The following is a 12139-nucleotide window of genomic DNA, read 5'->3' as shown; positions in this document are numbered from 1 at the left end:
AATCAGTTTTGTCTGCTGTGGAACTTAGCAGATTCCATGCCAAAGGCACCAAATTGGTGAGGCACTACATGATTAAATGGCGAATATCCGATAACAAAGCCACCAATTGAGTCAGGAAGCGACCCGCGTCTCCGCCGTTGATTACTCGGTGATCGTAAGACAAGGACAGCGGCAACATTTTTCTTGGCGCAAAGTCCTGGCCATCCCACACGGGTTGAATGTCTGCTCTGGAAACACCCAAAATACCAACCTCGGGTGTATTAACGATAGGAGTGAATCCTGTACCGCCAATATTGCCAAGGCTGGAAATCGTAAAACACCCTCCCTGCATCTGTGCAGGACTGAGCTTGCGCTCCTTGGCTTTGCCGGCAAGTTCGAGTATCTCTTCGGCAAGATCCCAAACGCTCTTTTTGTCCGCGTCGCGAATCACCGGCACCATCAGGCCTGCCGGGGTGTCTACCGCCATACCAATATGGATATACTTTTTGTACACCAGAGCATCGCCGCCGTCTGCCAGCGAACTGCAGAATTTGGGATGGTCTCGCAACGCCACCGCCAACGCCTTTATCAGGAAGGGCATTGGCGTCAATTTCACGCTGCGGCGCTCTGCCTCGACTTTCAAACTCGCGCGGAAAGCTTCCAATTCAGTGATATCTGCCGAGTCGTTCTGGGTCACATGCGGAACATTGAGCCAGCTGCGCTGCATGTTCGAAGCGGTGAGTTTATCCAGCTTGCTGCGCTGGGTGATATCCACTTCACCAAACTTGCTGAAATCCATTTCCGGAACGAGCGGCAAGCCAGCGCCACCTGCAGTTGCAGTGGCTGGCTTGTTTAAACGATCCTGCACGTACTTCTGTAAATCCTCCTTGAGCAAGCGGCCACGGGGGCCAGAGCCACTGACCTCAGCAAGCGTCACGCCAAACTCGCGCGCGAGTTTACGCACTGCTGGGCCAGCATAGATGCCACCAGAAGACTCCACTGCGTCTGCTTCAAGAGGTGCCACCACTTGTGGTTTTGGAGCTGGCGCTATTGCAGGAGCAGCTTCAGCAGGCTTGGGCGGCTCTGCTACTACAGGGTCCTGTTGAGGTGCGGCCGAAGTCTTCATCAATAGCAAAGCATCTCCCTGCTTGACGCTATCGCCTTCGCTCACCTGTATCTCGGTAATCTCACCGCCGAAAGGTGCGGGCACTTCCATCGACGCTTTATCGGATTCCAGCACAACCAGGGAATCGCCCTCTGCGACCGTATCGCCCACCTTAACGCTTAGCTCAATCACCTCGACTGCCTCGTCTGTACCGATATCTGGTACGGGAACGCGACTGGAGACAGCGTCTGCTGCTTTGGCGGCAACCGACGGAGCCGATTCAGCGGGCGCTGATTCTGTGATGACTTCTGCCAGAGTTTCACTGTCAACCGCTTGCGGCTCCGGCACAGCCGCAGTCTCGCCGGCCACTTCGATCACTGCCAGGGGCGCACCCTCAGCCAATTCCTGGCCCTCAGTCACCAGCAGTTCGACCAACACCCCGGCGACAGTCGACGGAATCTCCATCGAGGCCTTGTCAGACTCCAATACGATCAAACCCTGATCTACGCTGATCTCATCGCCCACCGCGACCAGCAATTCAATCACTTCTGCGCCCTCGGCACCGCCGATATCAGGGACTGTCACTTGTTGTTTAGTCACAATAGATTCCTTGCTCAAACGGTCAGCGGATCAACTTTATCCGGGGAAATGCCCAAGTCCTTCATCGCAGCTGCCACAACAGCGGGCTCAATTTGCCCCAGGTCAGCCAGCGCTTTGAGCGCCGACAAGACGACAAATTCGCGGCTCACTTCAAAGAAATTTCGCAACTTGCCTCGGGTATCTGAACGACCAAAGCCATCCGTTCCCAGCACTGTGAAATGCCCGGGCACAAACTCACGAATCTGGTCGGTATAGGATTTCATGTAGTCTGTGGCAGCAATAAAGGGACCCGATTGCGTTTGCAGCTGCTGAGTCACGTAAGGCACCTTCGGTTCATCTTCAGGATGGAGCAGATTCCAACGCAGCGCCGCCTTGCCTTCGCGCTGCAGCTCATTCACTGACGTGAGACTCCACACGTCTGCGTCGATACCATAGTTCGCTTCCAGTATCTCGGCAGCGGCCTCGACTTCGCGCAAAATGGTGCCCGCCCCCATTAGCTGGACCCTTTGCTTGCTCGTCCCCTCGCTCGCACGCAAATGATACATACCCTGAATAATGCCTTCTTCGGCACCCTCTGGCATTGCAGGTTGCACATAGTTCTCGTTCATCGTGGTGATGTAATAGAACTTGTTCTCGCCAAGCTCATACATGCGATGCAGGCCGTCCTGAATAATCACTGTCAACTCATAGGCATAAGCCGGATCATAACTAACACAGTTAGGAATGGTGCTGGCTTGCAGGTGGCTGTGCCCATCCTGGTGCTGCAGTCCCTCGCCATTCAAGGTGGTGCGACCGGCTGTAGCACCAATCAAAAAGCCTCTAGCCTGGCAGTCGCCAGCAGCCCAGGCCAGATCGCCGATGCGCTGGAAACCGAACATAGAGTAGTAAATGTAAAATGGCACCATGGAGTAGCCACTGGTGCTGTAAGACGTGGCCGCTGCCAACCAGGCAGAAAACGCGCCAGCCTCGTTAATGCCCTCTTCGAGTATTTGTCCTTGTTTGTCTTCTTTGTAAAACATGATCTGGTCGGAGTCATGTGGGGTGTAACGCTGGCCCACAGAGGAGTAGATGCCCAATTGACGAAACATTCCCTCCATTCCAAAAGTGCGCGCCTCATCCGGCACAATAGGCACTACTCTCTCACCAACAGACTTGTCCTTGACCAAACTGGAGAGCAGTCGGACAAAGGCCATAGTGGTAGAAATCTTTCGCTTACCGCTACTTTCGAGCTGTTTGCTAAAGCCTGCCAGCGGCGGTGCTTTCAGCAATTCCATCTCATTACGACGCGCCGGAATTGATCCACCCAGCTCTTCCCGACGCTGGCGCATGTAGCGCATCTCGGGACTATCCGCATCGGGGCGATAATAAGGCACATCAGCCAGTTCTTCGTCATTGATAGGAATACCGAAACGATCGCGGAACGCCTTAAGACTATCCATATCCAGTTTTTTCAGCGAATGGGTCTCGTTATTGGCCTCGCCTGCTTCTCCCATGCCATAACCCTTCACCGTCATCGCAAGAATAACGGTCGGGCGCTGCGTCTCGGCTACCGCTTCAGCATAGGCGGCATAAACTTTGTAGGGGTCGTGCCCGCCTCGATTAAGGTACATGATGTCTTCGTCAGACAAGTCCTTGACCAGCTCCAGCAGTTCGGGATACTTGCCGAAAAAATGCTCGCGGGTGTAGGCGCCGCCGTTGTATTTGTAGTTCTGTAACTCACCGTCACACACTTCGTCCATGCGCTGGCGCAGCAAGCCAGTCTTGTCTTTCTGTAACAGTGGGTCCCACTTCCTCCCCCAAATTACCTTGATGACGTTCCAGCCAGCACCGCGGAACACACCCTCCAGTTCCTGAATGATCTTGCCATTCCCTCGAACCGGGCCATCCAGGCGCTGCAAATTACAGTTGATGACAAAATTCAGGTTGCCCATTTTTTCTCTGCCCGCCAGTGCAATGGCACCCAACGACTCAGGCTCATCACACTCACCGTCGCCCATGAAGCACCAGACCTTGCGATCTCCGTGATCAAGCAAACCGCGGCTTTGCTGATACTTCATGACGTGGGCCTGGTAAATAGCCTGAATGGGGCCCAGCCCCATAGAAACAGTAGGAAACTGCCAGTAGTCCGGCATCAGCCAGGGATGGGGGTAAGATGACAAGCCGTTGCCGTCAACCTCGCGTCGAAACGAATCCAGCTTTTCTTCACTGAGCCTCCCTTCTAAATAAGAACGAGCGTACATACCTGGCGCCGAGTGCCCCTGATAAAACACCAGGTCACCCGGGTGACCACCCTCGGTACCGCGGAAGAAGTAGTTAAAGCCAATATCGTACAGCGTGGCACTGGAAGAAAAACTCGAGATATGGCCGCCCAGCCCTTCGTCATTGTCATTGGCCCGCATCACCATTGCGAGCGCGTTCCAGCGAACGAGTGAGCGAATTCGACGCTCCATGAACAGGTCTCCCGGCATGCTTTTCTCTTCAACCGGAGGAATGGTATTCACAAAGGGAGTTACAACAGAAGACGGCAGGCGGACATGGCTCTCCATTGCGTAGCGACCCAACTCGCGCATCAAGAAGCCCGCCCGCTCGGCACCACTGTTTCTCACTACCTCATCGAGAGAGTCCAGCCATTCTCGAGTTTCAATAGGGTCCTTATCTTCAGCCATGCTCACCTCTAGGTTTCTTTTGCTCTGCAGGCACATGATGGTTCTTTAATAGAACTTGTAATCTTCTATGGGCCTTGGAAGTATAGTCGATTGCCAGAACGGCCCACAGGAACTCTCCCCAGGCTACTGCAATGTAATAATACTACAGTATAGAGAGCAACATTGAAACCTGGGTTCCAAATAAGAACGCTAAAAAGTGATAAAAAACAGCTATTTGCAGTACTTCCTATTTATTTTATGTAATTTTATTACATTTTTTATTCGATATCGTACACTGCATGGCCTGACTTCAGCTGAACGGCGGACTCAACGCTCCGCCCTGCCCCTCGCGGAAACTGGCCACGTGCGCCAGGAGCAGCGACCTGCAGAGAACGCTGTTGATTCAGGAAGACTTCTTCAAAATAAGCCTGCCATTGTTCCCTGTTGAGCGACTTAATAGCATTGGCCATGGTCTGACGGCCATTAAACTCATACTGTTTTTTAGCAATTGACTGCCAGTAAAACTCCGCCTGCTCCCAGAGGTTTTTATGAGGCCGCAAAACTTCGTTTATTAAGGCATCCCGATGACGCTGGAATTGCTCCTCATCAACTGCCAATGGCACATCGCCAAGAAAAGCGTTCATGGCGTCTGAGAGAGCTGCGGCATCAGCAGCCGGTGACTGAATCAGCATCACCAGACCCGGAACATCAAGCTGCGGCCAGGCAAATGTGCTCACGATGTAGCCCAACTGCTGTTCGGTTCTAAGCTGCTGGAAAAAGCCCGACTTCATGATTTGCACAGTAAGCGCGGTGGCAGCGCGGTCTTTCCAGGAATTGCCCGCTCCCTGCAGATACCAGGCAAGGACCGCATCGTCATGTTCAACCTGGACGGGATAAAGCAATGACTCTCCCTCAGCGATCTTTAGCACTTTCAAGGGTTGTAAATCGGGAGCAACACCGTCCGGCAAAACTAAATCAAGTTTGCGGGCCAGCGCCTGAACAGAGTCGGGCGAATAATTGCCATAGATCATTGCCTCGGCATTGGCGCTGCCCCAGAAATTAACGACGTAGGCATTGAGGTCTTCTACCTGCATGCCTCGCAGCGCTGCGATCACAGGCTCTTCGCCCCACTCCCCGTAGAGCAAAGATTCACGCAAATCATCGAGCACCTGACTGCTAGGACGCTTGGCCACAGAATTTTCCAGTGCGCGAATCATGTCCTTGCGAATGTTATCAAAGCGCTGGGAGTCAAAGTTTGGGCTGGCCATTACTTGCAGCAATTCTTGCAAAAGCACCGCCTGTTTGTCGTTGTACCCGCTGATACGCAGGCTAATACCTTGCGCATGCTTATATAAGCTGAAGTTAAGCCCTGCCAGCAATGCAGGATAGGTGTATTCATTCACCTGGTCTTTCAGCAGAGCGGTGTAAAGCACCGCACTCGCATTCTGCTGCGCTGATTGCCCAACCAGCGGCGAGCGGAAATTGATATAGGTGGCACCGCGAGGTAAACGAAATTGCTCATCCTGGGCATACCAAATTTGCTTGCGCTCTTCATCCAACACCAGAACTGGCGACGACGGGTTGTCCTTTTCGATGTTGACCAGGGAGACGTCTTCAGCAATAAACTGGTTCGGGGTGGGCAAGTGAAAAGCGTCGGTGACGCTACCGGATTGCCAAGCGGCCAGCTGCTGGGCACTGGGCTGACGCACCGAATAGGGCACGCCATAATGTACAGACTCAAGATCGGTCCGCGCCGAAGCATCCTGGAGTTCTACCAGTGCATTGACCGGAACCATGTTTCCTAACAGCTCCTCTAACATCGGCGCCTGGTAATCACTCATCAGGTAACCGCCCTGCAATACGTCAATCGGATCGTAGGTATGCATACCTCCCGAGATAGCACTCACATACCCCATGGGGCTGCCCTTCTCCTGAAATCGAAAAGCCAGCTGCGCAAGCTGAGCCTGTTCATCGTAAAGCCATTCCTTGGGACCTTGCTCTCTGAGCATTTCGAGGTAGGAAAATAAAAGCTGCAGCACGCGCTGCTGATTGACAACCCCCTCTTCAGTAAGAGAGACGCTGATGCTGAACAAGGCTCCACCGCGCCAGGCCAAACCAAGCCCCGCGCCAAGACCCTCGGCCAGACCCTCAGCTTTTAGTTGCGACAACAAACTTCCCTCTCCCTCATGCCCCACAAGATTACCCAGATAAGAGAGCGGCTTGGCCTTGTACTCCGACCGATAATCGGCGATCGGGAAGGACACCTTCAGCTGACGCAGGGTGGCCTGCGGCTTTACCTCCACCTCCATTGGCAAAACGCCATCAGCAAACATGGGCGCTGCATTTGGAGCATGCTGGAAGGACTTGTTAGGCACGGGAGAAAACAGGGGTTGCACCAAATCTTCCAACTCATCCAGTGACTCGGACCCCAGCACCACCAGACGCATCATATTGGCTGAGTAATACTTGTCATAAAAACTCAATAGCTCATCTCGAATGGCAGACCCTGGGCGATCGGCCAGACTCTCGAGGCTACCCACTAAAAACTGACTGAACGGATGCTCCGGATTCATGACTTCCTGCAACACATCCAGGGCTCGACGCCCATCGCTTTTCAGGCCCATCTGATACTCAGCCTCTACCGCATTCTTTTCCCTGTCTACATACTGGGCATCAAACCGTGGCGCTATAAAGAACTGCGCAAAACGATCCAGTGCCTCCGGAAGATAGGTAGCGTTAATGTCAAAAAAGTAATTGGTGTGTTCAAAGCTGGTGTAGGCATTGCGGTTACCGCCATGCTCGGTCACAAATTCCGCATACTCCGCGGCATCGGGATATTTATCAGTGCCGAGAAACAGCATGTGCTCCAGAAAGTGAGCGAGACCACCGCGACCTTCGGGGTTATCGCCACTGCCCACGTTAACGTCAAGCGAAGCAGCCGCTTTTAGGGTATCCGGATCCGAGATCAACAAAACCTGCATCTGATTTTCCAGCGTCAGCAGGCGATACTCTCGCTCGTCATTAGGGCTCTGCACGGGCGCCAAGCCAGCATCGGGAAAGTGGGCGCACGCAGACAGTACAGCAAGTAAAAGGGGGCCTGACAGAAGCTGTAACTTCCGTCGTGTTAAATTAGCGAACATCAATTACTCCATAGATATGGTTGGTTCCGGAGAGTTTGCGGATATCGCATCTCGGGTAGGCCAGGAATTAATAATGGCTTTGATCAAGGTCGCCAGGGGTATCGCGAAAAACACACCCCACAGCCCCCAAATACCGCCAAAAAAGAGGATGGCGAGAATAATCGCCACCGGGTGTAAATTGACCGCCTCCGAAAACAGCAATGGGACCAACACGTTTCCATCCAGACCCTGGATAACAACATAGACAGCAAACAAAGTATAAAATTCAGTGTTGAAGCCCCATTGGAAAAAGCCGACGAAAATCACTGGCAAGGTGACCAGCGCGGCCCCTATATAGGGGATGATCACTGATAAGCCCACCAGCAAGCCCAGCAACGCAGCGTAGTTCAACCCCATCCAGGCAAATGCAGCATAGCTGACGCTACCCACCACAATAATTTCCAGCACTTTACCGCGAGCATAATTCGCAAATTGCTGATTCATCTCCCCCCAAATCCGGCGCAATAAAGGCCGTTTTTCAGGTAAAAATTTCGCCAGCCAATCGAGGATTTTTTCGCGATCGCGAAGGAAGAAGAACACCAGCATAGGGATTAAAATCATGTAGACCATGACAGTAAATAAGCCGGGCAGTGAAGCCAGTGAACGTGTCACTAACATCTGCCCCATATTTGCGGCTTCTAACTGGGCCATGCCCACCAACTCGTTAATTTGCTCTGCCGTGAAAATCTCCGGGTATCGTTCCGGCAGCACGCTCAGTAGCTGACGTCCTTGATCCAGATAGCGAGGCAGCTCACTGGCCAACGCCATCAACTGCCGCCAAACCAGGGGCAGAAGACCCAGGGTAAAACCAAAAAAGGCACCTATGAATACACCGTATGACAGCGCCAGCCCCAACCAGGGCGGCGCTCCATGGCTCTGTAGCTGCGAGGAGAAGCCCTGCATGAGATAGGCCAGCACAATCGACGCCAATAGCGGCGCGAGAATGTCGCCAATAGTCACCAGAAGGGCAACGGAAATCGCCAGTAAAACCAGCAGCAGCACCGACTCTTCCTCGAACAAATAAGTCCGGGACCACTTCTTAAAAATATCGAGCATGCCCTCGATCTCCTGTGCGCTAACGCTTTTGCAACAAATAACGGTAGACGTCGCCGTCTACCTCGGAGGCCAAAAGGAGATGGCCTGACTGCTTGGCGAATACCTGGAAATCGCGCTGTGAGCCACGATCGGTAGCCAGAATACGCAACTGCTCGCCGCTCTTTATTGCATTGAGGGCCCGCTTGGCTTTTAGTAGCGGCATGGGACAGTCCAGGCCGCGGGCGTCCACCTCGATGACAGAAAGGTCACTCATCTTTTGCTCTCATAAAACTTCCTAGAGACCCAGTATACGCATTCCCCCTCAGGGAATGAACTTTCCCGAGCTTTCCCACTCTGACCCTTGGCGGGCAGATCTTTTCATCCTTGCCTTCGCATACAGTACAATAGACTGCCATTTTGCTGCGAACTGAAGTGACCAGAAACGTGTTATCCCGATTGAGTAAAGCAGCGCATTGCTGGCGCTATGTCCTGCCGCTGATGCTTTGCTATTTCATTGCTGCGCCGGTCAGCGCACAGACAGAAGAGTTGAAACTCCCCAACCTGGGAGAGTCCAGCACCAGTTTGTTCTCCAAGGAGTTTGAGCACCAGCTGGGGCAAACCTGGTTGCGTATTTTCCGCAGTCAGGCCCCCACAGAAAATGATCCCCTACTGTTCGAATACCTTGAAAACCTGATTTATGAGCTGGTCACCCATAGCAAACTCGAAGACCGCAGGGTAGAACTGGTCGTGGTCAACAATGCCTCTATCAACGCGTTTGCTGTTCCCGGGGGCGTAATCGGCGTTCATAATGGCCTACTGCTTTATGCCCAGACAGAAGATGAGCTAGCCACCGTGCTTGCCCACGAAATCGCTCACCTGAGCCAAAGGCACTTCTCCCGCGGCGTTGAATTCCGAAAAAAACAGGCCCCAATCAACCTGGCCGCCATGCTGGCGGGACTGGTAATCATGGCAACGGCCGGTGGCGATGCGGGGATGGCGGCCATCAGCGCTTCTCAGGCGCTCGCCCAGGACTCCGCGCTACGCTACAGCCGCAGCAATGAACAAGAGGCAGACCGGGTTGGCATGCAAACCCTGGTAGATGCGGGCATGGACCCGCACGCCGCCCCCGCAATGTTCGAGCGCATGCTGCAAGCATCGCGCTATACAGGCGGCGATCGCATTCCTGAGTTTATGCGGACTCACCCTTTATCTGAAAACCGTATCGCCGATACTCGCAACCGGGCGCGCCAATACCCCAAGAGCATCCGTCCGGCAAAACTTGAATACCAGTTAATGCGCGCACGAGTCGTGAACCAACTGGCCAATACACCAGAAGAAGCCGTGCAGCGTTTTAGAGGAGAACTGGATGGCAATCCCCGCTCGATCGAGGCAGCGCGCTATGGCCTGGTGATCGCCCTGACTAATGCTGGCAGGGCTGACGAAGCTGCACTGGAGTTGGACAGTATCTGGTCTGGCGACCCGGACCGGCTGGAATACCTGATTGCCGATGCGGAAATTGACATGCTTCGCGCCCAACCTGAAAAAGCAGTGGACAAACTGTTACGGCAATTAAACCTGTCCCCGGGTAATCATCCTCTGACCATGACCTATGCCAACGCCCTGATGAAAAACCAGGAACCGCACATCGCCGAGGAAGTTCTGGTCGCCCAGGGGAAAAGACGCCCCACTGATCCGGGGCTCTGGTACCTGCTGGCGGAAGTACAGGGCTTATCAGGCAACATTATCGGTCTGCACCAATCGCGCGCGGAATATTTCATCCTCAACGGGATTCTGGATCAGGCAGAAAAACAGTTGAGCTATGCCTTAAAGTTGGTAAAGAACGACTACCTGACCAGCGCCAAAATCAATCAGCGGCTAAAGGATGTTGCAGAAATGCGACAGCAAATGGAACGCTTGTAACGGCAACTCAGGCGTTGCCTTTGACCGTCAGTTGTAGTTCGGCAGCGAAATCGAGCATACGCTTCAAAGGCACCATCGCCTGCTCGCCCAAAGTCTTATCTACCAAGACCTCGTTGTCGCCGATATCGAACACCTGAGCCAATAACTCCAGTTCGTTCATCGCCATCCACGGGCAATTGGCACAGCTTCGACAAGTGGCACCGTCGCCGGCAGTTGGGGCAATAATGAATTCCTTGTCCGGTGCTTCCTGCTGCAGTTTGTAGAAAATGCCCTGGTCGGTAGCGACAATAAAGCGTTTGTTGTCCATTTCACTGGCTGCGCGAATAATCTGGGTGGTAGACCCCACTCTATCGGCCAGTTCCCGCACAGATGCGGGCGATTCCGGGTGCACCAGCACAGCCGCATCCGGATACACTGCTTTGAGATCAGCGATCCCGCGGGCTTTGAATTCTTCGTGAACGATACAGGCGCCATCCCACATCAATATGTCTGCCCCGGTTTCGCGGCGCACATAATCTCCAAGGTGCTGATCGGGCGCCCAGATAATTTTCTCGCCTTGATCTGCCAAATGCTCGGCGACATCAAGGGCAATGCCAGAAGTAACCACCCAATCAGCGCGAGCCTTCACTGCTGCGGAAGTATTCGCGTAAACCACGACCTTGCGATCAGGGTGCTGGTCGCAAAACGCCGAAAACTCATCGATAGGGCAGCCCAGGTCCAATGAACAGGTCGCTTCAAGCGTGGGCATTAACACACGCTTACCCGGCGTCAGAATTTTCGCTGTCTCGCCCATAAACTTCACCCCCGCGACTACCAGGGTCTTGGCGGAGTGGTCGCGGCCAAAACGGGCCATTTCAAGAGAATCAGAAACACAGCCCCCGGTCTCTTCCGCAAGGGCCTGGACCGCCGGTGAGGTGTAGTAATGGGCGACAAGCACGGCGTCTTCCGCCACCAGTCGAGCCGCAATGCGCTCTTTCAGCGCTAGCTCTTGCTCGGGGCTAAGGCGATGTTGCTCGGCATGGTCCAGATGGTACTGCACCTGCTGGCGAATGGTTTCCAGTTTGTCGGAGGCGATGCTCATGGGCTTACAGGGAGAGGCAAAACGGATGGAAGAGTCTAGCATAGTTTGGCAGCATGGTAATTGTAGATTAACCTCTATTACCCGCGCTCAAAGGACATTTAAAATGGTGAAGTACGATTACGTCAAAACCAACCGCGAAGACATCATGCAATATAAAGAAAATCAGCTGCCTGCAATTAAGCTGATCATACGTTGGACCAGTCGTTTTCAGGCCGGCGTATTTCGCCTGAGCAAGGGGCGACTAATGAATACCTTTCTTGGCGGCCCCGTTTGCATGGTCACCATGACCGGCGCTAAAAGCGGCAAAACAAGGCGCCTACCTCTGATTCACATTCCTCACGGAGACAGCAAGTTGCTGGTGGCATCAAGCGGAGGTATGCCCAAAAACCCCGTGTGGTACTACAACATCAAAGCCTATCCTGACATTCAAATAATGGCCGATGGGCAGGACAAGACCTATCGGGCGCGGCAGGTGAGTGATGAAGAAAAAGCCGCGCTATGGCCTACCCTGCTGGCAGTTTACCCGGATTTTGATGAGTACCAGGCTCGAACTGACCGTAATATTCCGGTATTCAGCTGCGAGTTGCCGGACTGA

The 12139-nt window shown here is 53.5% G+C and carries 8 protein-coding genes; 2 read left to right on the top strand and 6 right to left on the bottom strand.

The window, feature by feature from the left end; all coding sequences use genetic code 11:
• Positions 1-64: 64 nt before the first annotated feature.
• The 5 genes from aceF to EYC87_RS00810 all read right to left on the bottom strand — a co-directional run bounded on the left by aceF (position 65) and on the right by EYC87_RS00810 (position 8817).
• Complete coding sequence (aceF, locus tag EYC87_RS00830) at positions 65-1684, bottom strand: dihydrolipoyllysine-residue acetyltransferase (RefSeq protein WP_279251187.1); 1620 nt, start codon at positions 1682-1684, stop codon at positions 65-67.
• Between the two features lie 14 nt (positions 1685-1698).
• Positions 1699-4350: a pyruvate dehydrogenase (acetyl-transferring), homodimeric type gene (aceE, locus tag EYC87_RS00825; RefSeq protein WP_279251186.1), complete on the bottom strand. Its 2652-nt coding sequence runs from the start codon at positions 4348-4350 to the stop codon at positions 1699-1701.
• Between the two features lie 257 nt (positions 4351-4607).
• Positions 4608-7469 (bottom strand): insulinase family protein, encoded by a 2862-nt coding sequence (locus EYC87_RS00820; protein WP_279251185.1) that lies wholly within the window; start codon positions 7467-7469, stop codon positions 4608-4610.
• A gap of 3 nt (positions 7470-7472) precedes the next feature.
• A complete protein-coding gene (locus EYC87_RS00815) occupies positions 7473-8564 on the bottom strand; it encodes an AI-2E family transporter (protein WP_279251184.1) in 1092 nt (363 codons plus the stop codon).
• A gap of 19 nt (positions 8565-8583) precedes the next feature.
• Positions 8584-8817, bottom strand: coding sequence for a sulfurtransferase TusA family protein (locus EYC87_RS00810; protein ID WP_279251183.1), 234 nt, complete (start codon positions 8815-8817; stop codon positions 8584-8586).
• Positions 8818-9041: 224 nt separating this feature from the next.
• Between EYC87_RS00810 and EYC87_RS00805 the strand changes: the two genes are divergently transcribed.
• Entirely contained in the window at positions 9042-10463 is a 1422-nt protein-coding gene (locus EYC87_RS00805) for a M48 family metalloprotease (protein WP_083793608.1), read from the top strand.
• A gap of 7 nt (positions 10464-10470) precedes the next feature.
• On the opposite strand, the gene nadA is transcribed toward EYC87_RS00805, so the two are convergent.
• Positions 10471-11586, bottom strand: coding sequence for a quinolinate synthase NadA (gene nadA, locus EYC87_RS00800; protein ID WP_423243956.1), 1116 nt, complete (start codon positions 11584-11586; stop codon positions 10471-10473).
• Positions 11587-11647: 61 nt separating this feature from the next.
• Between nadA and EYC87_RS00795 the strand changes: the two genes are divergently transcribed.
• Positions 11648-12139 (top strand): nitroreductase family deazaflavin-dependent oxidoreductase, encoded by a 492-nt coding sequence (locus tag EYC87_RS00795; RefSeq protein WP_279251181.1) that lies wholly within the window; start codon positions 11648-11650, stop codon positions 12137-12139.

It is taken from the genome of Candidatus Seongchinamella marina (assembly GCF_026262685.1).
Taxonomy (GTDB): Bacteria; Pseudomonadota; Gammaproteobacteria; order Pseudomonadales; family Halieaceae; genus Halioglobus; species Halioglobus marinus.
The sequence above is the reverse complement of the archived record's forward strand: the minus strand, read 5'-3'. Positions and strand labels throughout refer to the sequence as shown.

Excerpts from the sequence above, each read along its gene's own strand:
- aceE (WP_279251186.1), bottom strand. The coding sequence starts at position 4,350 with ATGGCTGAAGATAAGGACCCTATTGAAACTCGAGAATGGCTGGACTCT.
- EYC87_RS00820 (WP_279251185.1), bottom strand. The coding sequence starts at position 7,469 with ATGTTCGCTAATTTAACACGACGGAAGTTACAGCTTCTGTCAGGCCCC.
- EYC87_RS00815 (WP_279251184.1), bottom strand. The coding sequence starts at position 8,564 with ATGCTCGATATTTTTAAGAAGTGGTCCCGGACTTATTTGTTCGAGGAA.
- EYC87_RS00810 (WP_279251183.1), bottom strand. The coding sequence starts at position 8,817 with ATGAGTGACCTTTCTGTCATCGAGGTGGACGCCCGCGGCCTGGACTGT.
- EYC87_RS00805 (WP_083793608.1), top strand. The coding sequence starts at position 9,042 with ATGCTTTGCTATTTCATTGCTGCGCCGGTCAGCGCACAGACAGAAGAG.
- nadA (WP_423243956.1), bottom strand. The coding sequence starts at position 11,586 with ATGCTAGACTCTTCCATCCGTTTTGCCTCTCCCTGTAAGCCCATGAGC.
- EYC87_RS00795 (WP_279251181.1), top strand. The coding sequence starts at position 11,648 with ATGGTGAAGTACGATTACGTCAAAACCAACCGCGAAGACATCATGCAA.